At 67.7% G+C, this 22,903-nt stretch carries 23 protein-coding genes, 1 tRNA gene and 1 pseudogene; 12 read left to right on the forward strand and 13 right to left on the reverse strand.

Features of this window, described 5'->3' with window-relative positions:
- Window positions 1-180 (forward strand): annotated as a pseudogene (locus tag ACTHN1_RS13890) (prephenate dehydratase); the annotation flags it as partial.
- A gap of 107 nt (window positions 181-287) precedes the next feature.
- Entirely contained in the window at window positions 288-1,592 is a 1,305-nt protein-coding gene (gene aroA, locus ACTHN1_RS13895) for a 3-phosphoshikimate 1-carboxyvinyltransferase (RefSeq protein WP_440471529.1), read from the forward strand.
- A gap of 181 nt (window positions 1,593-1,773) precedes the next feature.
- Here aroA and ACTHN1_RS13900 read toward each other — a convergent pair whose 3' ends face one another.
- Together ACTHN1_RS13900 and ACTHN1_RS13905 are read right to left on the reverse strand one after the other, a co-directional pair.
- On the reverse strand, window positions 1,774-2,355 hold the full coding sequence (locus tag ACTHN1_RS13900; protein WP_440471530.1) for an energy transducer TonB: 582 nt from the start codon (window positions 2,353-2,355) through the stop codon (window positions 1,774-1,776).
- Window positions 2,356-2,508: 153 nt separating this feature from the next.
- Entirely contained in the window at window positions 2,509-3,168 is a 660-nt protein-coding gene (locus ACTHN1_RS13905; protein ID WP_440471531.1) for an energy transducer TonB, read from the reverse strand.
- A gap of 115 nt (window positions 3,169-3,283) precedes the next feature.
- On the opposite strand from ACTHN1_RS13905, the gene serS reads away from it, so the two are divergent.
- On the forward strand, window positions 3,284-4,564 hold the full coding sequence (serS, locus tag ACTHN1_RS13910; RefSeq protein ID WP_440471532.1) for a serine--tRNA ligase: 1,281 nt from the start codon (window positions 3,284-3,286) through the stop codon (window positions 4,562-4,564).
- A gap of 79 nt (window positions 4,565-4,643) precedes the next feature.
- On the opposite strand, the gene ACTHN1_RS13915 is transcribed toward serS, so the two are convergent.
- Window positions 4,644-5,399: a DNA alkylation repair protein gene (locus ACTHN1_RS13915; protein ID WP_440471533.1), complete on the reverse strand. Its 756-nt coding sequence runs from the start codon at window positions 5,397-5,399 to the stop codon at window positions 4,644-4,646.
- A gap of 165 nt (window positions 5,400-5,564) precedes the next feature.
- Window positions 5,565-6,143 carry an FMN-dependent NADH-azoreductase gene (locus ACTHN1_RS13920; protein ID WP_440471534.1) on the reverse strand — a complete coding sequence of 193 codons (579 nt, stop codon included), beginning with the start codon at window positions 6,141-6,143 and terminating at the stop codon, window positions 5,565-5,567.
- Window positions 6,144-6,259: 116 nt separating this feature from the next.
- On the opposite strand from ACTHN1_RS13920, the gene ACTHN1_RS13925 reads away from it, so the two are divergent.
- Entirely contained in the window at window positions 6,260-7,267 is a 1,008-nt protein-coding gene (locus ACTHN1_RS13925) for a LysR family transcriptional regulator (protein WP_440471535.1), read from the forward strand.
- 222 nt (window positions 7,268-7,489) lie between these two features.
- Window positions 7,490-7,579: transfer RNA gene (locus ACTHN1_RS13930), tRNA-Ser, on the forward strand.
- Between the two features lie 97 nt (window positions 7,580-7,676).
- On the opposite strand, the gene ACTHN1_RS13935 is transcribed toward ACTHN1_RS13930, so the two are convergent.
- Entirely contained in the window at window positions 7,677-8,522 is an 846-nt protein-coding gene (locus ACTHN1_RS13935) for a hypothetical protein (RefSeq protein ID WP_440471536.1), read from the reverse strand.
- A gap of 229 nt (window positions 8,523-8,751) precedes the next feature.
- Between ACTHN1_RS13935 and ACTHN1_RS13940 the strand changes: the two genes are divergently transcribed.
- Both ACTHN1_RS13940 and ACTHN1_RS13945 read left to right on the forward strand, forming a co-directional pair.
- Window positions 8,752-9,858 (forward strand): sensor histidine kinase, encoded by a 1,107-nt coding sequence (locus ACTHN1_RS13940; protein WP_440471537.1) that lies wholly within the window; start codon window positions 8,752-8,754, stop codon window positions 9,856-9,858.
- Window positions 9,855-10,601 carry a LytR/AlgR family response regulator transcription factor gene (locus tag ACTHN1_RS13945; protein ID WP_440471538.1) on the forward strand — a complete coding sequence of 249 codons (747 nt, stop codon included), beginning with the start codon at window positions 9,855-9,857 and terminating at the stop codon, window positions 10,599-10,601. The genes ACTHN1_RS13940 and ACTHN1_RS13945 overlap by 4 nt, the downstream gene beginning before the upstream one ends.
- Before the next feature lie 15 nt (window positions 10,602-10,616).
- Here ACTHN1_RS13945 and ACTHN1_RS13950 read toward each other — a convergent pair whose 3' ends face one another.
- On the reverse strand, window positions 10,617-11,042 hold the full coding sequence (locus ACTHN1_RS13950) for a DoxX family protein (protein ID WP_440471539.1): 426 nt from the start codon (window positions 11,040-11,042) through the stop codon (window positions 10,617-10,619).
- A 252-nt stretch (window positions 11,043-11,294) separates the two neighbouring features.
- On the opposite strand from ACTHN1_RS13950, the gene ACTHN1_RS13955 reads away from it, so the two are divergent.
- From ACTHN1_RS13955 to ACTHN1_RS13965, 3 genes are read left to right on the forward strand one after another with little or no spacing between them, the layout of a single operon-like run.
- Window positions 11,295-11,984, forward strand: coding sequence for a glutathione S-transferase family protein (locus tag ACTHN1_RS13955; protein ID WP_440471540.1), 690 nt, complete (start codon window positions 11,295-11,297; stop codon window positions 11,982-11,984).
- Between the two features lie 2 nt (window positions 11,985-11,986).
- On the forward strand, window positions 11,987-12,343 hold the full coding sequence (locus ACTHN1_RS13960; protein ID WP_440471541.1) for an ArsR/SmtB family transcription factor: 357 nt from the start codon (window positions 11,987-11,989) through the stop codon (window positions 12,341-12,343).
- 38 nt (window positions 12,344-12,381) lie between these two features.
- Window positions 12,382-12,873 carry an SRPBCC family protein gene (locus tag ACTHN1_RS13965; protein ID WP_440471542.1) on the forward strand — a complete coding sequence of 164 codons (492 nt, stop codon included), beginning with the start codon at window positions 12,382-12,384 and terminating at the stop codon, window positions 12,871-12,873.
- On the opposite strand, the gene ACTHN1_RS13970 is transcribed toward ACTHN1_RS13965, so the two are convergent.
- The 3 genes from ACTHN1_RS13970 to ACTHN1_RS13980 form a co-directional block, all read right to left on the reverse strand.
- The gene (locus tag ACTHN1_RS13970; RefSeq protein ID WP_440471543.1) at window positions 12,870-13,391 is read right to left on the reverse strand and encodes a hypothetical protein; all 522 of its coding nucleotides are present in this window, start codon (window positions 13,389-13,391) and stop codon (window positions 12,870-12,872) included. The two genes, ACTHN1_RS13965 and ACTHN1_RS13970, sit on opposite strands and share 4 nt — an antisense overlap.
- A gap of 100 nt (window positions 13,392-13,491) precedes the next feature.
- Window positions 13,492-14,256: an SDR family oxidoreductase gene (locus tag ACTHN1_RS13975; RefSeq protein ID WP_440471544.1), complete on the reverse strand. Its 765-nt coding sequence runs from the start codon at window positions 14,254-14,256 to the stop codon at window positions 13,492-13,494.
- 78 nt (window positions 14,257-14,334) lie between these two features.
- On the reverse strand, window positions 14,335-15,045 hold the full coding sequence (locus ACTHN1_RS13980; protein ID WP_440471545.1) for a glutathione S-transferase family protein: 711 nt from the start codon (window positions 15,043-15,045) through the stop codon (window positions 14,335-14,337).
- A gap of 121 nt (window positions 15,046-15,166) precedes the next feature.
- Between ACTHN1_RS13980 and ACTHN1_RS13985 the strand changes: the two genes are divergently transcribed.
- The gene (locus ACTHN1_RS13985; RefSeq protein ID WP_440471546.1) at window positions 15,167-16,111 is read left to right on the forward strand and encodes a LysR substrate-binding domain-containing protein; all 945 of its coding nucleotides are present in this window, start codon (window positions 15,167-15,169) and stop codon (window positions 16,109-16,111) included.
- Here ACTHN1_RS13985 and ACTHN1_RS13990 read toward each other — a convergent pair.
- From ACTHN1_RS13990 to ACTHN1_RS14000, 3 genes are all read right to left on the reverse strand, one after another.
- Complete coding sequence (locus ACTHN1_RS13990; RefSeq protein ID WP_440471547.1) at window positions 16,075-16,890, reverse strand: isocitrate lyase/PEP mutase family protein; 816 nt, start codon at window positions 16,888-16,890, stop codon at window positions 16,075-16,077. The two genes, ACTHN1_RS13985 and ACTHN1_RS13990, sit on opposite strands and share 37 nt — an antisense overlap.
- A 330-nt stretch (window positions 16,891-17,220) precedes the next feature.
- Complete coding sequence (locus ACTHN1_RS13995) at window positions 17,221-17,580, reverse strand: hypothetical protein (RefSeq protein ID WP_440471548.1); 360 nt, start codon at window positions 17,578-17,580, stop codon at window positions 17,221-17,223.
- Between the two features lie 241 nt (window positions 17,581-17,821).
- Complete coding sequence (locus tag ACTHN1_RS14000) at window positions 17,822-18,697, reverse strand: M28 family metallopeptidase (RefSeq protein WP_440471549.1); 876 nt, start codon at window positions 18,695-18,697, stop codon at window positions 17,822-17,824.
- Between the two features lie 173 nt (window positions 18,698-18,870).
- Between ACTHN1_RS14000 and ACTHN1_RS14005 the strand changes: the two genes are divergently transcribed.
- On the forward strand, window positions 18,871-19,518 hold the full coding sequence (locus ACTHN1_RS14005) for a response regulator (protein ID WP_440471550.1): 648 nt from the start codon (window positions 18,871-18,873) through the stop codon (window positions 19,516-19,518).
- Between the two features lie 105 nt (window positions 19,519-19,623).
- On the opposite strand, the gene rne is transcribed toward ACTHN1_RS14005, so the two are convergent.
- Window positions 19,624-22,761, reverse strand: coding sequence for a ribonuclease E (gene rne / locus ACTHN1_RS14010; protein WP_440471745.1), 3,138 nt, complete (start codon window positions 22,759-22,761; stop codon window positions 19,624-19,626).
- Between the last annotated feature and the right edge of the window lie 142 nt (window positions 22,762-22,903).

Raw genomic sequence — 22,903 nt, forward strand, 5'->3', positions numbered from 1 at the left:
GGCATCAGCATGAACCGGATCGAATCGCGGCCCTCGCACCACGCCAAGTGGGAGTACGGCTTCTTCATCGACCTGGCCGGCCACATCGACGACGAGGCGATGAAGCAGGCGCTGGCCGAACTGAAGCAGCATTCGGCGCAGATCAAGGTGCTGGGGTCGTACCCGGTTGCGGTGCCCTGAAGGCCGGGATTCGGGCGTAGGGATTCGTGATTCGCCACACCATCGATCACGACCCAGCCCGCCCGTCGTACCGAATCTCCACTTCCGAATCCCGAATCCCCACACTCATGAAACAAGACTGGATCGCTTCCGCCGGCCAACCGCTGCACGGCACCCTGGACATCCCCGGCGACAAGTCGGTGTCGCACCGCGCGGTGATGTTCGCTGCGCTGGCCGATGGCACCTCGACGATCGACGGCTTTCTGGAAGGCGAGGACACCCGCGCCACCGCCGTGATCTTCTCGCGGCTCGGCGTGCGTATCGAAACCCCGTCGCCCTCGCGCCGCGTCGTGCACGGCGTGGGCGTCGATGGCCTGAAGGCCGCGGAGGGCGCGCTGGACTGCGGTAATGCCGGCACCGGCATGCGCCTGCTGGCCGGCCTGCTGGCCGCGCAGCCGTTCGACAGCGTGCTGATCGGCGACGAATCGCTGTCGCGCCGGCCGATGCGCCGCATCACCGGGCCATTGGCGCGGATGGGCGCGCGCATCGATACGGAAGAGGGCGGCCTGCCGCCGCTGCGCATCCACGGCGGCCAGCCGCTGCGCGGCATCGACTACACCCTGGAAGTGGCCAGCGCGCAAGTGAAGTCGGCGGTGCTGCTGGCGGGTCTGTACGCGCAGGGCGAAACCATCGTGCACGAGCCGCATCCGACCCGCGACTACACCGAGCGCATGCTGGCCGCATTCGGCGCGGACATCGAATTCTCGCCGGGCCATGCGCGCCTGCGCGGCGGCCAGCGCCTGCGCGCGACCGATGTCGTGGTCCCGGCGGACTTCTCCTCCTCGGCGTTCTTCCTGGTCGCCGCCAGCATCGTGCCCGGCTCGGAACTGCGCCTGCGCGCGGTCGGCCTGAATCCGCGCCGCACCGGCCTGTTGACCGCGCTGCGCCTGATGGGTGCCGACATCCGCGAGGAAAACCGGGCGGAGCAGGGCGGCGAGCCGGTGGCGGATCTGGTGGTGCGGCATGCGCCACTGCGCGGCATCGAAGTGCCGGAGGCGCTGGTGCCGGACATGATCGACGAGTTCCCGGCGCTGTTCGTGGCCGCCGCCTGCGCGGAAGGTCCGACCGTGGTCCGCGGCGCGGCGGAGCTGCGGGTGAAGGAATCCGATCGGCTCGCCACCATGGCCGCCGGCCTGCGTACCCTCGGGTTGCAGGTCAATGAAACGCCGGACGGCGGCACCATCCATCCCGGCGCGCTGGGCAGTGGTCGCATCGACAGCCACGGCGACCACCGCATCGCCATGTCGTTCGCCGTCGCCGGCCAGCGCAGCCGGGGCGAGGTGCAGGTGGGCGACATCGCCAACGTGGCGACCTCGTTCCCCGGCTTCGACACGCTGGCGACCGGCGCCGGCTTCGCCCTGCGACCCGCCTGACGTCGGAAAAAATTTCCCGGCAGGAGCGACGTCAGTCGCGGCCGTATTCGATCAGATGCGGGGATTACCGGGTCAGGAACGGGAAACCGGGGCGCGACTCAGGTCGCTCCTGCACCGTCAGCCAGAAAAAAGGGAAGCCGTTGCCGGCTCCCCTTTTTCATTCGCGGATTCGATTCCGCCATCAGATGGGCTTGAAATCCACCGGCACCTGCACCGTGCTGGCAACGCCCTTGCCGTTGCGCATGGCCGGCTCGAAGCGCCACTTGCGCACGGCCTGCACGGCGGCGCGGTCCAGATCGCGATTGCCGCTGCGGCGGATCACGTCGACATCGACCGGTTGGCCGCTGGCGTCGAGTTCCGCGCGCACCATGACCGTGCCACCGATACCGGCGCGTAACGCGGAGGCCGGATACTGCGGCGAAGGATTGCCCGCCAACAGGCGCGGCGCCTGCGAACGCGCCGCCCGTTCCGCCGAAGCGGTGGTCGAGCGGCGGGCATCGGCACGCGGTTTTTCGGTGCGCGAGGCGATGGCGGGCGCGCGCTCGTCAGGCGCGGTGAGGGCTGGTGTGGTCACCGGCGGCGCCGTGTTCTCAAGGGAAAGCGGCGACGGCTGGCGTTGCTTGTACCAGGCCAGGCCCGCCGCGACGACCGCGATGAGGGCAATCAACCAGAGCAGGAGCAGGGATGCGTTCTTCTCCCGCGGCGGCGATGCATCGGCCGTGTCGGCGGGACTCCACTCGGGCTGGGGATGGGTATGCGCCATGGAAAAACCTCCTCGTCCACGCGTTGCTGCGTTGGCATCGAGTCTTGCATGGAGGTTTGTTGGCATCGCGTGAGCTGGCCGTAAAGGCGCGCGAACCGCGAAAGTTGCGATTCAGCTGGCGCGTCGCCGGTTCAGCTGCACGCCAGCTGCGGACTACTGCTGCAGATTGAAGTCGATCGGAACCACCACGCTGGACGAGACCGGCTGGCCATCGCGCTGGGCCGGATTGAAGCGCCAGCGGCGCACCGCGTCGAGCGCGGCGCGATCCAGATCGCGCGAACCGCTGCGGGTCTCGACGGATACATCGGTGGGCACGCCATCGGCGCCGACTTCGACCCGCACCATCACCGTGCCGGCATCGCCGCGGCGCAGGGCGGCGGCGGGGTAGTCGGGCGGCGGTGTCTGCCCCGCGATCGGCACCGGCTGGTCGCCGGGCGCCAGGGTCACGCCGGTGGCCTGGGCCGTGGGCGCGTCCGGAGTGGCGGGGGCGGCCGGCGCCGGGGTTTCCTCGATCGGCGCGGGCATCGGCGCCTGTTCGACCAACTGCGGGCGCTCGTTGCCTTCCTGGCGGGGTTCCTCCAGGCCGCTGGCGCCACCGCGCGCGGGCAGGGGTTCGGGCAATGCCTCCAGCACCGGCTTGCTGCCCTCGGCCGTGGCCTCGGGCTGGTAGAAACCGTCGTCGCCACGACCGGCCAGCCAGACGATCACGAACAGCAACAGGCCGGCGCCGAAGGCGATGGCGGCGATGCGCAGGGTGCGGCGGGGCAGGCGGAACACGAGTTCGGAATCCGGGGATTCGCGGGAAGCGGACATGGAAGGCACCGTGGTGGCTGCGCCGATTCTGCCACGCCCGGGGTGAACGCTGCGAGGCATGACGACGCATAAAAGGCGATAATCGGCGTCCTGTCGAACCTTCGCTCCGATTCCCATGCTCGATCCCGCACTGCTCCGCACCCAGACCGCCGAACTCGCCCAACGCCTGAAGGACAGCCGGGGCTTCGACCTGGACGTGTCCCGGCTGGCCGATCTGGAATCGGCGCGCAAGCAGATCCAGAAGCGCACCGAGGAATTGCAGAACCTGCGCAACACCCGTTCCAAGGCGATCGGCCAGGCCAAGGCCAAGGGCGAGGACGTGGCCGCGCTGATGGCCGAGGTGGCCGGCTTCGGTGACGAGCTGAAGGCGTCGGAAGCGAAGCTGGAGGAAATCCGCGGCGAAATCGAAGCGATCGCGCTCGGCATTCCCAACCTGCCGCACGCCAGCGTCCCGAACGGCAGCGACGAGAGCCAGAACGTCGAACAGCATCGCTGGGGCACCCCGCCCGCGTTCGATTTCCCGGTCAAGGATCACGTCGAACTCGGCGCCCGCCACGGCTGGCTGGATGGCGACACCGCCGCCAAGATTTCCGGCGCCCGCTTCACCGTGCTGCGCGGCCAGCTGGCCCGCCTGCACCGCGCGCTGGCGCAGTTCATGCTGGATCTGCACACCGGCGAACACGGCTACGAGGAAACCAACGTGCCGCTGATCGTCAACGCCGAGAGCCTGTACGGCACCGGCCAGCTGCCCAAGTTCGAAGAGGACATGTTCAGCACCCAGCTGGGCGAGCACAAGCGTTACCTCATCTCCACCTCGGAGATCTCGCTGACCAACATCGTCCGCGACGAGATCGTCGACGACGCCCGCCTGCCGCTGCGCATGACCGCGCATTCGTTGTGCTTCCGCTCCGAAGCCGGCAGCAGCGGCCGCGACGTGCGCGGCTTCATCCGCCAGCACCAGTTCGAGAAGGTCGAACTGGTTTCGATCGCGCGCCCGTCGGAAAGCTACGACGAGCACGAGCGCATGACCCGCAGCGCAGAAGTGGTGCTGGAGAAGCTGGGCCTGCCGTACCGCCGCGTGCTGCTGTGCTCGGGCGACATGGGCTTTTCCGCGACCAAGACCTACGATCTGGAAGTCTGGCTGCCGTCGCAGCAGACCTACCGCGAGATTTCCTCGTGTTCCAACTGCGAGGATTTCCAGGCCCGTCGCATGCAGGCGCGCTGGCGCAATCCGGCGACCGGCAAGCCCGAGCCGGTGCATACCCTCAACGGTTCCGGCACCGCGGTGGGCCGCGCGCTGATCGCGGTGATGGAGAACTACCAGAACGCCGACGGTTCGATCACGGTGCCCGAAGTGCTGCGTCCCTACATGGGCGGCGCCGACCGCATCGCCTGATCCGCCTGGCCGGCTAGGCGGAAGCCCGCTTCGCTGCCTCCCCCTTCGAAGAAGGGGACCGAGGGGATTTGCTCTTCCCTCAGCGCCGCGCCACCCGCTGCAAAACCTGCGGACGGGTCAGGTCGCGCAGCGCATCCTTGCCCACCCAGCGCTCGGCGGCATCCTCCGACGCCGCCAGCCGGCGTGCCAGCGCGATGGCGGGCGCATGCAGCCCGGCCCGGCGCTGGCCGATGGCGCGCAGCGCCCAGCTGACGGCCTTCTTGACGAAGTTGCGCGGATCCGCGGCGGCTGCTTCGACCAGGCGCAGCCCTTCGGCGAACGGTTCGTCCGGCGCCTGCTTGTCGTGCACCGCCAGGCCGGCGAGCAGGGCGAAAGCGGCGCGCTTCTCGAATTCACCGCGCCGCCGGCTCCACGGCTGCACCTTGGCCCAGGCATGCGGAGTGCGGTCGAACAGATGGAAGCAGAGCGTGTCGCAGACCGCCCAGTTGTCGAAATCCCGGCACCAGCGGTCCATCTGCGCGCCGCTCAGGCGGGCCGGATCCGCGACGAACGCCACCAGCAGCCGCGCCTCATAGACGCCGCTGTCCCACAGTTCCGGCGCCAGCGCGTGCTGGCGGCCAATCCGCTTGCCGATGGCCTGGATCGTCGCCATCGGCACGCCGAGTGCGTGCGTGTCGGGAATGCCGAAGCGGGCCAGGCCGGCGCGATGGGCCGCGCTGGCCGCCTGTTGCAGCAGGGCCAATGCCTGTGAGACGTCCACGTTTTCGATGAGCGCGGCCTGGGCCTTGCGGGAACGCGGGGCCGCGGCGCGCGCGGAGGACTTCTGGGCGGGCATCGGAAGCATCCGGTCGGGTGCCGAAGCATAGCGGCGGCGCGACGACGGCGCGATTCGGTCCTGCACGCCATCCGGAATCGATGACAAAGAAAAAGGGCCCGCTGATGCGGGCCCGACAAGGAGAGGACAGCTGAGGAAGGAACAGGGAGGGAGAAGCGCCGGCAATCAGGCCGCCAGCCGCTGCGGAAGCGGAATCGAGGCCAGCGCGCTGGCCATCGCGTCGGCGCGGTGCTGCGGCGAGTAATTCACGCCCTCGGCGCGGACGAACTCCACGTCGGTGATGCCCAGGAAACCCAGCACGAACTTGAGGTAGGGCTCCTGGAAATCGCTGGCGGCGCCGCTGTGGATGCCGCCGCGGCCGCTGGCGATGATCACCTTCTTGTTGCCGGCCAGGCCTTCCGGACCCTTCTCCGTATAGCGGAAGGTGCGCCCGGCCACCGCGACCCGATCAATCCAGGCCTTCAGGGTGGAGGGAATGCCGAAGTTGTACATCGGCGCGCCAATCACCACCACGTCCGCGTCCAGGAACTGGCGCAGGGTTTCCTCGGAGGCTTCGGCCACGGCCGGATCGACCTTGGCCAGCACCGGTCCGGTCAGATGGGGCAGGGGCTGGGCGTCCAGATCCCGGTAGGTGACCTTCAGACCAGGCACCTGGTCCTGCCAACGGGCTACGATGGCGGCGGTGAGCTGGCGGGTGACCGAGTTGTTGGCCAGCGCGCTGCTGTCGATGTGCAATAGTTTCATGATGGCTTTGTCCGGCGAATGCGGCCTTGCCGCGTTGGGTGCCATCTTGGGTTGTTGCTGAAATAGGATAAAGCTGGTCTAATACCACTGATTGTTCTGATAATGGAACTATAGTCATGCAGCACGACCTCAACGACCTGTACTACTTCGCCATGGTGGTCGACCACGGCGGCTTCGCCGCGGCCGAACGCGCGCTGGGCATCCCCAAGTCGCGCCTCAGTCGCCGCATCAGCCAGCTGGAAACGGACCTGGGCGTGCGCCTGTTGCAGCGTTCCACCCGCCGCTTCGCCGTCACCGATGTCGGCATGAGCGTGCACCGCCACGCGCAGACGATGCTGGCCGAGGCCCAGGCCGCGCGCGAGGTGGTTGATCGCCTGAGTGCGGAACCGCGCGGCGTGGTGCGCGTCAGCGTGCCGGTGGCGGTGGCGCAGATGCAGTTGCCGAAGATCCTGCCCAAGTTCCTCGACAAGTACCCGAAGGTGCGCCTGCAACTGCACGTCAACAACCGCCGCGTCGACATCATCAACGAAGGCTATGACGTCGCGCTGCGCGTGCGCGCCAAGCTGGATGACGACGGCAGCCTGGTGATGCGCAGCTTCGGTCAGATCCAGGAACTGCTGGTCGCCAGTCCCAAGTACCTCAACCGCGCCGGCCGTCCGCAGGCGCCCGAAGATCTGGCCCAGCACGTCACCCTGAGCATCAGCGAGGACGAGGCGCGCCAGCGCTGGGAACTGCACGGTCCCGACGGCGAAGTGCGCCGGGTCGAACTGCAGCCGCGCCTGGCCGGCTTCGACTTCCCGCTGCTGCAGGCGATGGCGAAGGACGGCTATGGCATCACCCTGCTGCCGGAAACCGTCTGCGCCGAAGCCGTGCGCAAGGGCGAACTGGAAGTGGTGCTGCCGGAATGGTCGCTGCCCCAGGGCATCTGCCACGCCGTGTTCGCCTCGCGCCGCGGCCTGCTGCCGGCGGTGCGGGTGTTCATCGACTTCCTCGCCGAACACCTGCCGCAGCAGATCGAGGCCTCGCGCCTGGACTGCGGCGGCAAGTGTTCCGAAGCCGCGGAAAAAGCCCTGGAACTGGCCCTGGACAACGCCAAGGCCGCCAAGGTCAAGAAAGCCTCGTAAGCACGCGACGCGGCTTCATGCGAAAATGCGCGCCGGTCGCCGCGACCGGCGAACCGACGCGCAGCATCGGCGTAGTGTTGAAAATGCAACGGAGATGGCCGAGCGGTTTAAGGCACCGGTCCTGACTGTGGAGGCCGAAGGCCGCAGCGAACATCGACCCCAAGGTCGATGGTCAAACCGGCGAACCGGCGCGCAGCGCCGGCGTGGTGTTGAAAATGCAACGGAGAGATGGCCGAGCGGTTTAAGGCACCGGTCTTGAAAACCGGCGAAGGGTCAAACCTTCCGTGGGTTCGAATCCCACTCTCTCCGCCAATCCAAACGGAAACGCCCCCTGCTCGGGGGCGTTCTTGTATCCGGAACGGCAAGTTTGGAGGGCGGGCGCCGACAGACGGCCGGCGCTGGTGGGCGATCATTTCTTCTTCTTCGTCTGCACGCAGTTCTCCAGCCACAGCATGCGCTTGAAGTCGTCGTAGCGGTGGAAGCTGCCGGTGAAGGTCGCATAGTCGCCCTTGCGGAAGGTCAGCACGTTGGCTAGTTGATTGGAGTTGAACAGGCAGGCCACGCCGACGCGCGGCTGGTCGTCGCCGGGCACCTTGATCAGCACGTCGCTTTCGTCGGGAATGTCGAAAGAAACGTTGTACTCCGCGCCATCTTCCTGGATGTAGTCCACCCGTCCCTTCAGGCTGTACTTGCGCCCCTTGTGGCGAGCATTCACCGCCAGCGCATTGCCCTTGGCCTCGCGGGCGATCTCGCGGGAGAACACATAGACATCCTTGAAGGTGGTGTCGGCCACGTTTTGGGTCCGCGCGCCCTGCGCGCCGGCCAGCTTTCCTTCCTTGCCGCTCTTGATCTTGGCCATCAGCTGGCACATGTAGGGGCGCATCGCGTCGGCCTTGGCGAACTGGCCCTTCTCGGTCTTGACCGTCATTTCCACTACCGCGGCGGCGCCTTCCTGGCTGACGTTGATCAACGTGGGCACGGCGCGGACGAAGTTGGTCGAGCGTTGCTCCACCAACATGGTGCCGGTGGCGGCATCCTCGGTGATGACGTCCATCTTCTCCGCGATCATGATGCCGCGCAGCTGACCCATGGCATCGGCCACCGACAGGTCGGGCACGGTCACCTTGCTGGAGAAATCGGCGCCGGAGAACACGCTGCCGGACTTGCTGAAATTGTTTTCGCATTCGCCGGCCCAGGCGACGGATGCCACCCCGGCCAGGGTCAGCGGAAGCAGGGAAAGAACGCGGTGCGCCATGGGATCCTCTCGTGTGGGAAGCCGTCGTCCGCGCAGGGAAGCGGTGGCTTCCTGGCGCTGTCCGCCCGGCGGGGAGCGCGGCCATCTTTCTTGGTCCCGACCGCGGGCCGCCATCGGGCTGTGACGAACGGCACCGGCGGCGTGATGAACGCCACGCGCCTCCGGCGCATCGCGAAAAAGGCGCCGGAACGCCTGTACGGCGGAGCGGTTGGGCGGTAGGGTGGCGCCCGTGGACAAGCGCCCTCTCAAGATTCCCCTGATCGTCTGGATGGTCCTGCTGTGGTGGACCGCCTACTCGGTGATGTTCGCCAGCCAGGTCGTGGCGATGGGCGACACCGACGGCAAACCCATCGCGTGGTCGCGCGCGCTGCACTTCAGCTTCGGCGGCTGGATGACCTGGGTGCCCTTCAGCCTGGGCATCCTGTGGCTGGTGCGGCGCTTTCCGGTCGAGCGGGGCGCCGTGCTGCGCGCGCTGGCGGTGCAGTCGCTGGGCGTGGCGGCGATCATCATCCTCAAGGCGGCCTATGTGTACGTCACCGATCCGGTGTTCGAGTGGTACGACGAACTGCCCGGCTTCGGCGAGGTGCTGATCACCAGCGTCCGCAACAATCTGATGACGGCATGGACCGTGATTGGCGTCGCGCACGCCTTCGTCTATTACGAGCGCGCGCGCGAGCGCGAGAAGCGCATCGCCGACATCGAGAAGAGTCTGGTTTCGACCCGGCTTGAAGCGCTGCGCGCCCAGGTCAACCCGCACTTCCTGTTCAACGCGCTGAACTCGGTGGCGGAGATGGTGCATGTGGATCGGGATCTGGCGGACCGCATGCTGGTTTCGCTGTCGGCGCTGCTGCGCGACGGATTGAAGCAGGACGAAGTGCAGGAACGACCGCTGCGCGATGAACTCGCGGTGGTCGATCACTACCTGATGATCGAGAAGATCCGCCTGACCAGCCGCCTGCAGGTGCGCCGGCAGATCGACCCGGACTGCCTGGATGTGCGGGTGCCGGTGCTGATCCTGCAGCCGTTGGTGGAAAACGCCATCGTCCACGGCATCGCGCGCCGCCGGTCACCGGGTTGGCTGCTGATCCGGGCCGAAGTGACCGACGGCCTGCTCCGGCTGGCGGTGGAAAACAGCATCGAACCCGGGGCGGCCACCGTCGCCGGCCACGGCGTTGGACTGCGCAGCGTGTCCGGGCGGCTGCAACTGCTGTACGGCGCGCGCGCGCGGCTGTCGCAGCCGGATGCCGCGCCGGACCGCTACGTGGTGGAGCTGGAGGTTCCCATGTCGGTCGCGATGGAGAAAGCCGGGGCATCGCCACTGGAGCGCGTGGCGTGAGCCTGAAAGCCGCCATCGTGGACGATGAACCGTTGTCACGCGCCCGTCTGCGCCGGCTGTTGGAAAAGGTGGCCGGAACCAGCATCACCGTGGTGGCCGAATGCGTGGACGTGGTGGAACTGCTGGGCGCGGCCCGTGATTCCGCCATCGACGTGTTGTTCCTGGATATCGAGATGCCGGGCGGTGACGGATTTTCCGCGCTCGCGCAATGGCGTGGCCCGGCGCCGCTGGTGGTGTTCGTCACCGCCTATCACGAACACGGTGCGCGGGCCTTCGACGCGCGCGCGGTGGACTACCTTCTGAAACCGTTGTCCGCCGAGCGCCTGCAACAGACCGTCGAACGCCTTCGCGAGCGGCTGACGCTGCAGGGATTGCAGGGCGCGGCGACCGACGATGGTGTTCGTCGGATACCCCTCCAGGTCGGGCAGCGCGTGCAGCTGGTGCCGGAAAGCCAGATCAATGTCGTCGAGGCGCAGGGCAATTACCTGGACATCGACTGCCAGCAGGGGCGCTACACATTGCGGCGCACCCTGGCGTCCTTCGAGGCGGAACTGGACACCACGGCATTCCTGCGCGTGCATCGTTCGACCATCGTCCGCGCCGGCGCGATTCGCGAAATCATGCCGATGGGTTCGGGCCGCTATCGGCTGGATCTGCACACGGGCCGGCGACTGGTCAGCGGCCGCAACTACCGCGATCAGATTCACGGCCTGATCCGGCGCGGCATTCCGACGCCCGGCTAGCGAAGTCGATCGGATTCACTCGTTGCCGGTCAGCCGCACGAAGGCGGGCGGCGCCGTATCCGCCGGGTGTTGCGCGGACATCGAACCGGCGAGTCGCCGGCGCGCATCGTGCGCCGCGACGACCAGCAGCATGACCAGCAGGGCGATGCTGTATTCGCTGCCACCGACGCCGTGTTCACCGACGAACCAGCCGTTCTTCCAGTGGATGAGGAGGATGCCGACGGCCGCGATCACCGCCAGACCCGAAGCCGCCCAGCGCACACCCATGTTGAGTATCAGCAGGGTGCCGGCCGTGAGCTCGTAGAGGGTGATCGCCCAGACCCAGACCGCGCCATGCGGGAAACCCTGGCCCTCCATGAATTCGGCGAAGCGGGGAATGGTGTCGTTGGTGATGCGGACCGCGGCATGCGCCATGAACAGCACCGCCGTGATTACGCGCATGAGATGGAGGGATGTTTCGAGACGGATCCAGGGGTAACCGTTCAACAGCGAGCGCATGGCGGGCTTCCGGGCAAGCAGGGAATGCGCACGACAATCGGCGTCGGGCTTTCGCCAGGCAACGACGCTGGGACAAAGGGCACTGCCACGATGACCAACCGGACCGAAGGAGGGCACTTGCAGGCCATGGACGGCTGATCTAATACTTATCCAATCGTGAAACTATTAGCTCGCCACCGGCTCCGGGAGACATCGATGGATCTGTTGCTGTACTACCACCCGCTCGCCTCGTTCTGCCACAAGGTCCTCATTGCGCTGTACGAGCAGGGAAACGAGTTCCGCGGCGAACAGGTCGAACCGGGCAATCCCGCGTCGCGCGAACCGTTGCTGGACATCTGGCCGGTCGGGAAAATGCCGGTGCTGCACGACGTGGGACGCGGCGTCGTGGTGCCTGAATCCAGCATCATCATCGAGTATCTGGATCGGTATCACCCCGGCAACGCCGCCCTGGTTCCGGCGGATCCGGACACCGCACGGGAAACCCGCCTGTGGGACCGCTTCTTCGACCTGTACATGCAGCAGCCGATGCAGAAGTTCGTCCTTGATCGTCTGCGCGGCGAACACGAGCGTGACCCGCGGGGCGTCAACGAGGCCGCGGCCACGCTCGATACCGCTTACGGCATGCTCGAAGCGCACCTGGAAGGACGGGAGTGGGCGGTCTCGGACCGGTTCACGCTTGCGGATTGCGCCGCCGCTCCGGCGCTGTTCTATGCCGGCATCGTCCGGCCGTTCCCCCCGTCGCATCGGAATCTGATCCGCTACTTCGAGCGCTTGATGGCGCGGCCCTCGGTACGGCGAACCTACGAGGAGGCGCGGCCGTATTTCCATCTGTTCCCGTACCGCGATGCGATGCCGGCGCATCTGCTTGCGCCGGAGGCCGGCTGAGCATGCCCGGCTCACGGCAGGCCGCGCGCCTGGACGCGCTGTTCCATGCGCTGTCGGACAGCAGTCGGCGGCGCATGGTCGATCAGCTCAGCCAGGGGCCGGCGTCGGTGTCGGAACTGGCGCGGCCACTGAAACTGGCGATGCCGTCGGTGGTGAAGCACCTGGCGGTGCTGGAGCGCGGCGGGCTGGTTAACTCGGAAAAGCGGGGGCGGGTGCGCACCTTCCAACTGGTGCCCGGCGCGCTGGCCCAGGTCGAAGCCTGGGCCGCCGAGCGCGAGCGCACCTGGCGCCGGCGCTTCGATCGCCTGGACGCGTTCCTGGCCGCGACCGAGGAGAGCGAGCGGGATGGCGCGACATGACACCCCATCCTCTGAACATCCACTTTCAAGGAGCACCCATGAGTCCCGGTTCCACCCCATCCGAAGCCCATACCAGCTTCCGCATCGAACGCAAACTGCAGGCGACGCCGGCGCGGGCGTTCTCGGCGTGGTCGCGGGCCGACGCCAAGCAGGCATGGTTCTCGTGCCATGACGACTGGCGCAACGCCGGCTATGCGCTGGATTTCCGCGTCGGTGGCAGCGAGTACAGCGAGGTGCGCGATGGCGATGGCCGGGCGCACGTGTTCCGCGCGCATTTCCTCGACATCGTGCCCGACCGGCGCATCGTCTATGCGTACGACCTGCTGATGGGCGAACGACGCATCTCGGTGTCGCTGGTCACGGTGGCTTTCCAGCCGGATGCGGGCGGCACGCTGATGTCGTTCACCGAACAGGTGGTGTTCCTGGATGGCTACGCCGACCACGGCGAGCGCCGGGAAGGAACCGAAGTCGGGTTGGACAGGCTGGGCGCGTGGCTGGCGACGCAGGCGGCCGACAGGGGCACGGGCTAGCGCTTCCGGGCCTGCTCCAGGCGCGCGTCGAGCATGGCCTTGACCTCGGGCCGCTCGAAGCCGATGTCCAGTTCGCCGTCGCGGATCTTCGCCGCATAGGCGTCGCAGGCGTGGCGGCGGCGGGCGGGGTCGTCGACCTTCTCCATTTCCTCGGCGAAGGTGCCGGCGACTTCCTGCACCGCGCTCATCAGCGTTTCCTCGGTTTCCTGGCGGCTCATGCCGAACTGGCGCGAGCCCAGTACGTAGAGTTCCTCGCGCAGTGCCGGTCCCAGGTCCACGTAGGCCTGGTTGCGCGCGCGCCAGGCGCGCAGGCTGTCCAGGCCGGATTGGGCGAAGCCGGAGTCCTGCCGCGTGCAGTAGTTGAGGATCTGGGTGACGGTCTCGGTGCGGGTGGCGACGTTCTGGGTCGCCCGCATCAGGATCTGCTGCTCCTGCGTCAGTGGCACGTCCTGCGCGGATACCGCCGCATGAGCCAGGCACAGCACCGCACCTGCGCCGCAGGCGATGATCGTCTTCATGATGGTCCCCTTGTGTCGGCCGGCAAGCCGGCCGGTGAAATCCCCGCCGCCACTCTAACGCGGGGCGCGCGGGGAGGCGAGGGAAGGGGCGCGGCCCGTGCTACATGCGGGTGATCGAGACGCCGCCGTCGACCAGCAGGGCGGTGCCGGTGGTGAAGGAGGACGCATCCGACGCCAGATACAGCGCCGAACGTGCCTGTTCTTCCGGGCTGGCGATGCGCTTGAGCGCGTGCAGGTTCTCGACGAAGGCCCAGGCGTCGGGCGTGCCGTTCATGGCCCGCGCCATCGGCGTGTCGGTACCGCCAGGGAGCAGGGCATTGACCCGGATGCCCTCGGCGCCGAATTCCGCTGCCAGCGCGCGGGTCAATCCGAGCAGGCCCGCCTTGCTGGCCGCATAGGCGGCGGCGCCGGGCAGGCCGACCGTATGCCCGACGAAGGTCGAGGTGAAAATCAACGAACCGCCGCCGCGGGCGCGCATCGCGGGCAGTTGATGTTTGGCGGCAAGGAAGGCGCTGGTCAGATTGATGTCCATCGTTTCGCGCCAGCCGGCGACGGACAACCCGGGCGTGGGACCCATCTCACCGAGCGTGCCGGCATTGTTGAACGCGATGTCCAGGCCGCCGAAATGATCGATGGCGGCCTGCACCGCCGCCTGCGCGCATTCCTCGTCGCGCACGTCGCCGACGATCGCGACGGCTTCGCCACCGTCGTCCCGGATGTCGGCGACCAGCGCCTGCAGTCGTTCCTCGCCACGGGCCACGGCGACGATGCGCGCGCCTTCCTGCGCGAACAGCCGCGCGCTGGCCCGGCCGATGCCGGAACTGGCGCCGGTGACGATGGCGATCTTGCCTTGCAGAATCTTCATGGAATGTCCTGATGGAAACGGGGCGCCAGTGTCTTCGTGGCGCCCCGTTCCGGCTCTCCGGTTCTTGCGGTCGCCGGCTCAGGCCGCCGCGCGCGAGGGCTCCAGCACCTCGCGCAGCGAGACATGTCCGAGGAATCCGCCCGCCGACACCGCCGGGCGTTCGGCTTCGATGGCGTGAGCGAAAATCACCGCCGGATCCGCCTCCAGTTGCTCGAACAGGCGTTGCAGGCGGGGATAGTCGCGGCGGTCGGCGACGTCGTGATATCGGGTCCAGCGGGCGATGCCGATGAAGTAGGCGTCCGCCAGCGTGCGCTGGTCGCCCAGCAGCCAGGGACGGTCACCCAGCATTCGTTCCAGCACGGCGTGCGCGCGTTCGACCTTGCCCCGCCCGTAGTCGGTCAGCACCCGCTTTTCGGTGCCTTCGCTGCCGTGTTCCAGGGCATGCCAGAGGGGGCTGAAGGCGTTGAAGAAGGTGGTGTTGAGGAAGGCCAGCATCTGGTTGAGGCGGTCGAAATCGCGCGTGCCCTGGGCGAACGCCAGCCCCGTGCCCAGGCCGCGGGCGCCGAGGTGGTTGAGGATGGCCATGCTCTCGCTGATGGCTTCCCCGTCCGGCGTGATCAGGGTCGGGGTCTCGGCGACAGGATTGAGGCGGCGGTAATCGTCGCTGGTCACGTCCTCGGGCATCGCGATGCGGCTCAACCGGTACGGCAGGCCCAGCCATTCCAGGGCGACGATCGAGCCGAAGGAACAGCCGGAAGGGACGCCGTACAGCAAGGTGGTGGTGTTCATTGGAAAGTCCTGTGGAAGTCGAAAGAAAGGGAACCCGGCCGGTTGAAAAACAGTAAGGCCGTGGACTTTGTCCGTGTAGCCGGCAGAATGGCGACTCATCGTCCACAGACATGGACTTTCAGTGATCAACCTCAACGACCTCGTCTTCCTTGTCGCCGCCGTGGAGCACGGCGGTTTCGCGCCGGCCTCGCGCCGGCTGGGTTTGCCCAAGTCGACCCTGAGCAAACGGGTGGCCGAACTGGAGGACGCGCTGCAGGCGCGGTTGATTCATCGCAGCTCGCGCAGCTTCACCCTGACCGAGGTGGGCCGGGATTTCTACGAACATGCGCGGGCGTCCATCATCGAAGCCGAGGCGGCGCAGGACGTGGTGCGCCAGCGGGTCGCCGAACCCAGCGGCGTCGTGCGCATCACCGCCTCGGTGCCGGTGGCGCAGGAACAACTGGCACCCCACCTGCCGCGGCTCGCGCAGCGGTTTCCACGCCTGCGCGTGCAACTGGATGTGACGGATCGCTTTGTCGACCTCATCCAGGAAGGCTATGACATCGCGGTGCGCAGCCACTTCACGCCCTTGCCGGATTCGGAGCTGGTGCAGCGGCGGGTGCGCCAGGAGAGCATCGTGCTGGTGGCCTCGCCCGGTTACCTGGAAAGCGCGGACACGCCCGCCACGCCGGCGGCGCTGGAACACCATGCCGGCTTGTTGACCGGGGCCGGCGTCAGCCGCTGGAACCTGGTCCGGGAAGACGCGGAGACCGACATCGCGCAGGTCGCGCCACCGGCGCGCATGATTGCCAATGAATCGCGGGTGTTGCGTGCCGCGGCGATCGCGGGCCTGGGCATCGCCTGCCTGCCCGAATCACTGTGCCGGCGGGACCTGGCCGATGGCCGCCTGCGCCGGGTGCTGCCGGGCTGGCGCGCCGGCCGGGTCACCACCACCCTGGTGATGCCGCACCGGCGGGGACAGTTGCCCGGCGTGCGCGCCACCGTCGATTTCCTGGTGGATTGCCTGGGCGACGACGAGGCGCGTCCGGATCACGTGGAAGCGAACAGCGCGTTGAGTTCGCCGTAACCCATCGCCTGCGGATCCGCGGTCAGGCCCGGGCCTTGGCCCAGGAATGCCTGCGTGCGGGCGCGCAGATGCCCGGCCACCGATTCGGCCAGGGCGGAACCGGCGCTGAGCCGGCGCACACCCACGCGGAGCAGCCGCGCGCGATCCGGCAGGGCCGCGCGCCAGAGGAGGTTGAGCGGCAGCTGCGCGGCATCGGCGATGGCGGCAATCTCGTTTTCTTCGACCGCGCCGGGAACGAACAGACCATCCGCGCCCGCCTGGCGATAGCGCGCGGCTCGCTCCAGCGTTTCGCGCACGCTGTCCGCGCCGGCGGGCGCGAGCCGGCGCAGATAGACATCGGTGCGCGCGTTGATGAACACGTCCACGCCGGCCTCGCGGCAGCGTGCGCGGATGCGCGCGATCTTGTCGCACAGCAAACCGGGATGGCTGCCGCCGTCTTCCAGGTTGATGCCCGATACGCCTTGTTGAACCAATCGCAGGACCGTATCGGCGACGGTATCGGGGTCATCGGAATAGCCCCCTTCGATATCGATCGTCAGCGGCGTGTGCAGCACGCGGGCGATGGTCGCGACGCTGTCGAACAGGCGCGATACGGGCAGGTGATCGCCATCGGCGTAACCCTGCGCCCAGGCCAGGCCGGCACTGGTGGTGGCGCAGGCGCGCGCGCCCAGGGATTCAATCAGCCGCGCGGTGCCGGCATCCCAGGCGTTGGCGAGGAGCAGCAGGCCATCGGCATGCAATTGGCGGAACAGGGCGGTACGTTCACTGATGGTGGGCATGGCGGAGGTCCAGTGGGAATCAGCGCGATGTTGCCATGAGCGCGGGCAATGGACTCACCGTTTTCGGACATCTTCGCAACCTGGCGGCCGCAGACGGAAACCCAAAAAAAGAAAGGTCCGGCACCATCCAGGCCGGACCTTGAAGGGGGAGGTTCCCGGGCCGCTTCCGCTTGCTCAAGGCGGCGCCCGTTCTCCTTTGCAGAGCGGTCATCCTGACCGTCGCAGGGCGTGCTTCCGGGAACGGAGCCAGAATGCCGGGGCCAGGCGGGAGTGTCAGTCGGTGCATAGCCCGAACTGATGTAGGAAAAATCCGATGTCCACGGAGGCGGGTCAGGCCCGCAGTCTGCGGACACCCCGGAACAGTCGCCACTTTCCGTCGCCGCCTTCCACATTGATGGCGTAGTCCAGGCCCAGTTGCTCGCGTTGCCAGGCGAGTTTGCTGGCGTAGGCGAGCGCCGAGATCCGGGACGGAAAATGCAGGGGGGCGGATTCGTTGATCGACAGCAAGAAGCTGCCGTCATGACCGGGCGAGTGGGGAAGGTCGAGCGTCATCATGGTGCGGCGAGGCGGCATCGGTTCCCCACAGGCTAGCGACAGGAATGTCATCTCCGTGCAAAGAAAAGAGATGCCTGCGCCTTGGCGCACGACGCAATGCGCCGCGGGCTCATCGCTATGAGTGGTGGCGTGCACGGGTGATGCGCCTGGGGCAACGTTCTCTACACGTGTCCTTCGCGCCGGGCTGCGTATAAACCTGCGCAGTGGCAGGCGCCGACCATCCCGGCCCGCTTTCCGGACCGGCTGATGACCCGGAAACCACGAGAGAGCCCAACGCCTGCCGATGCAGGTGCCCGGCGGTCAGTCGCGAGCCCGACACCGTCGCCGTCCGGAAAGCCGGGGCGGTTCTCGCACATCGCCCCGGCGCGTGTCCGCGTCAGTGCGCGGCCGCGTCCCAGTCGCGCAATCCCTGTTCGATGACATCCAGCGCGTCGCCCACGCGCCCATCGTCGAGTTCGGCGATCGTATCGCGGGGACTGTGGATCACCTGCATCACCTTCGGCGGCGTCGCGGGCGTCTTCCCGGCGAACACAGCCAGGATCGGATCAATCTCCGTGCCGCCCACCAGCGAGAAGGACACGGCGGGCCATTCCTCCTTGAGGAAGGCGAGATGATCGGTCGGCGGATAGTGCTCGCCGGGCTGGAATCCAATCTTGCGGGTCTCGCTGGCCTTGCGCAGCGCGCCGATCAGCGGCGTGTCCGCCTGCGGCGACATCATCCACAGGGTATCGCCCCAGCCGAACACATCGAAATTGACATACAGCGCGGGTTTTTCGCGGTCCGGCGTGGTCACGTACGCATGCGAACCCAGCAGGCCGGCTTCTTCCAGATCCCAGAATGCGATCTGCACCCGGTGATTCGTCAGCGGACGCGCCTTGAGGCGCGCGGCCAGTTCCAGCACCGCGGCGGAGCCGGAAGCGTTGTCGGTCGCGCCATGGCCGACGGCGACGCGGTCATAGTGGGCGCCGATCAGCAGCAGCGGAGCACCTTCCTTTCCTCCCAGATCCGCAAGCAGGTTGCGGCCCTGCTTTTCTTTCTGCTCGAAGGCTTCCTCGCGCCACGGGACGTTCAGCGCATCCAGGCGACGGGTGATGGCAAGCCCGCGCGCGCCGGTATCGGCGCCTTCGCTGATGCGCGCGACCTGTTCCTTCCAGGTGGCGGCACCACCGCCGCCATCGGCGGCAAGGGTCGGCAGGGCGAGCAGCAGCAACAGGCCGGCCCAGAGCGGGCGCAGAGGTGTTTTCGATGTCATTCAAGATTCCCCCAAACAGGTTGGATGCCGAGTATGCACGAGCCCGCAGTCGCTCCAACCATGACCTGTGGGAGATCGGTCGCATGCGGACGAGCGGCTAGAATGTGAGTTGCGACGGCCGCGTTCCGGGAATAGGCTCGGTATCGAGCCAAGGCTCGGAAGGGGATGTGGCAATGACGATTCGAGTGTTCCTGATCGACGATCACGCGCTGGTGCGTACCGGCATGCGGATGATCCTCGCGCAGGAAACCGACCTGGAAGTGGTGGGGGAAGCCGAAAGCGGCGAAGAGGCCCTGCCGCAGATCCGCAAGCTCAAGCCGGATGTGGTGCTGTGCGATCTGCATCTGCCCGGCTACAGCGGCCTGGAGGTGACCGAGCGCATCGTGCGCGCGGACCAGGACAGCCGGGTGATCATCGTGTCGGTGCTGGAAGACGGCCCGTTGCCCAAGCGGCTGCTGGAAGCCGGCGCATCCGGTTATCTCGGCAAGGGCGGCGACGCCCAGGAACTGATCCGCGCGGTGCGCGACGTGGCGCGCGGCAAGCGCTATCTGGGCAGCAGCGTGGCCCAGAATCTGGCCCTGCTCAATGTGTCCGGCGATGGTTCTCCCTTTGATGCGCTGTCGCCGCGTGAGCTGGAGGTCGCCATGCTGCTGATCCAGGGCATGCGCCAGGAAGAGATCGCCAAGCGTCTGAGCCTGAGCGCCAAGACCGTCAACACCCACAAGACGCGCCTGTTCGAGAAGGCGGGCGTCAGCGACAACATCGCGTTGGCACGGCTGGCGGCGCAGTACGGCCTGCTGGATCCCGCGCGCGCGCTGTAGCCGTTCCGGCCGGTTGTCCGCGCGCCGCCAACGCGACTGTCATCGACCCAAAAGAAAAACCGGCTGTCACCAGCCGGTTTCCTTTTTTGACGCATTGGCCCGGAATCAGGCGCTGCGTTCGCTTTCCGGATGATCCGGATCGACCGGCGTGTCGTCGTCGTTGTGCGCCAGCCCGGTGGAAGCCTCCGGTGTCGTCGGCTTCGGCGTGGCGACGGGCTCGAACAGGCCGCGCGTCACCGAAGGCGGCGTGTCCGCGTCCAGGGCGAAGAACAGCGAGCCGGTGGTGCCGCGGGCCGGCGCGGAAGGCGCGGCCGACTTGACCACCGGGGCGCTTTCCACGCTTTCGCTGGCCGTCGGTTCCGGTTCCTGCGCGTTGGCGAGGGCTTCCACCGCATCCGTCATCGGCACCGTCGGCGCGTCCTGCGCGGGCAGGGCGGAGACGGTGGTTTCCACGATTTCCTGCTGGACCGCCTGGACGATCCCGCTGCCGGTTCCGGTTTCCGCCTTGACGGTTTCGACAATGGCGGCGCGGGCTTCGGCGTTGTCCGCCACCGCGGCCACTTCGGCCTTGGCTTCGGCGACCACTTCCGCGGGCAGGGTGTCGCTCACGGCTGCCACGGGAGCGGGCTTCTCCTGCACGGGTGCAACCACCGGAGCCGGCGGCTCCACGACCGGTGCGGCCGGAGCGGCGGCGACCGGACGCTGGCTGTCCGCGGGGCGAGCCGGGGCAGGGGCGGCGGGGGCCGATTCCTCATCGTCGAAATCGAACTCGGGCTGCGAACGATGTGCCACGACATCCTGCTCGTCGGTACCGCCATCGAAGGTATCGTCGCCGGCCTGATCGTCGGTCAGCGCGGCGCCTTCGCCGTTGCCACGACGACGACGACGGCCACCACGACGTCCGCGGCGGCGGCGGCCGGAACCGTCACCGGTCGCGGCATCGCCAGCCATCGCTTCGCCATCGACCGGCGCGCTCGCCTGTGCCGATGCTTCGGCTTCGGCCTCGGTGGTCACGGGAACCGTCTGGGGCTGCACGGGACGCGCCTCGACGGCGGCGACCGCAGCAACGGGGGCGATCTTGCTCGCATCGACTTCGGCGGGCGCGACGGCCACGTTGGCCGGCACGACCGCTTCCTGTTTCGGAGCCGCCTGCGGGGCTTGTGGTGCCTGCGGCTTCTGCGCGGGCGGTGCCTGTTCTCCGCGCGGCTTCTGGGTCTGCTGCTGGCCCTGCTGCTTCTGCGGTTGCTGTGGTTGCTTCTGCTTCTGCTGCTGGGGCTGACCCTGCTTCTGCGACTGTTCGCCGCGCGGCTTCTGCTGCGCGTTCTGCGGATTCTGGCCGCCGGCGTTCTGCTGGCCCTTGCCACGGCCGCCTTCGTCGCGGCGCTGCTGCCCGTTGCCGCCACGGCCGCCCTGGTTCTGCTGCTGGCGGTTGTCGCGACGCGCGTTGCGGTCATTACGATCGTTGCGCGACGAGCGATTGTTGTCCTGCTGACGCGGCTGCGGCGCGGGCGCCGGTGCGCTTTCGGCGCCCACCAGGCGCTTCAGCCAACCGAACAGGCCGCCGGAGGCGGGCGCCGCGACAGGCGCGGGGGCCGGGGCGGGAGCGGCGGCGACGGGCGCCGGCGCTTCGCGTTCCTCGCGGATCGGAGCCGGTTGAGAATGCTTGACGTGGGTGACGGCGGGTGCGGCCGGGATGTTCAGCTGCGCCTTGGTCAGCGCGTGCACCGGCAGCTTGCGCGGAGTGCCGCGCTGGTAGCTCGGCTTGGTGCTCTCCTCGCCCAGCTCGTTCTCGCGGATGCGGGTGACTTCGTAGTGCGGGGTGTGCAGGGCCTCGTCGGCGACGATGATGATCGGCGCGTCGTGGCGGGTCTCGATCTCGCGCAGCGCGCCACGCTTCTCGTTGAGCAGGAAGTTGGCGATTTCCACCGGCGCCTGCACCAGGACCTGCCCGGTGTTCTCCTTCATCGCGTGCTCCTCGGCGACGCGGATGATGGACAGCGACAGCGATTCCACGCTGCGCATGCGGCCATGGCCGTCGCAGCGCGGGCAGACGATCTGGCTGGACTCACCCAGCGACGGGCGCAGGCGCTGGCGGCTCATCTCCATCAGGCCGAAGCGCGAGATGCGGCCCAGCTGCACGCGGGCGCGGTCGTACTTCAGCGCGTTCTGCAGGCGGTTCTCCACCTCGCGCTGGTGCTTGTTGCTGGACATGTCGATGAAGTCGATGACCACCAGGCCGCCCAGATCGCGCAGGCGCAGCTGGCGGGCCACTTCCTCGGCCGCCTCCAGATTGGTGTGGAACGCGGTCTCCTCGATGTCGCCGCCCTTGGTGGCGCGGGCCGAGTTGACGTCGATGGCGGTCAGCGCCTCGGTCTGATCGACCACGATGGAGCCGCCGGACGGCAGGCGGACATTGCGTTCATACGCGCCTTCGATCTGGGACTCGATCTGGAAGCGGTTGAACAGCGGGATGTCGTCCTTGTAGTGCTTGAGCTTGCGCAGGCTCTGCGGCATGACCTGCTGCATGAACTCATGCGCGGTCTCGTACAGCTCCTCGGTGTCGACCAGGATTTCGCCGATGTCGGCACGCAGGTAGTCGCGCAGGGCGCGCACGATCAGGCGCGACTCCTGGTAGATCAGGAACGGCGCCGGCTTGGTCAGAGCGGCCTCGGCAATGGCCTTCCAGACCTGCAGCAGATAGTCGAGGTCCCATTGCAGTTCCTCGGCGTCGCGACCGACGCCGGCGGTGCGGATGATCACGCCCATGTCGTCGGGGATGGCCAGCGAGTCCATCGCCTTCTTCAGCTCGGCACGGTCGTCCCCCTCGATGCGGCGGGACACGCCACCGGCGGTGGGCGAGTTGGGCATCAGCACCATGTAGCGGCCGGCCAGGGAGATGAACGTGGTCAGGGCGGCGCCCTTGTTGCCGCGCTCGTCCTTGTCCACCTGGACGACGACTTCCTGGCCTTCGCGCAGCAGTTCGCGCAGGCCGGCCTTGTTGTGGTCGACGCCCGCCTGGAAGTAATCGCGGGAGATTTCCTTCAGCGGCAGGAAGCCATGGCGGTCCGCGCCGTAGTCGACGAAGGCGGCTTCGAGGGAGGGTTCGAGCCGGGTGATGCGGCCCTTGTAGATGTTGGACTTCTTCTGCTCTTTCGACGGCTGTTCGATATCGATGTCGTAAAGGGTCTGGCCGTCCACGATGGCGACGCGCAGTTCTTCAGCCTGCGTCGCATTGATCAACATGCGTTTCATTGTTTGCGTTCCTCGCGCGCTACTACCGCGCGGAACGCCGTGGCGTTTCGCCTCTGGAACGGTGCTCCGCCCCTCGCGCAGGCGCAGCGGGGCAGGTTGGGTTTCCAGCGCTACGACACCACGGCACGCCGCG

Source organism: Pseudoxanthomonas sp., from assembly GCF_051953815.1.
GTDB lineage: Bacteria > Pseudomonadota > Gammaproteobacteria > Xanthomonadales > Xanthomonadaceae > Pseudoxanthomonas_A.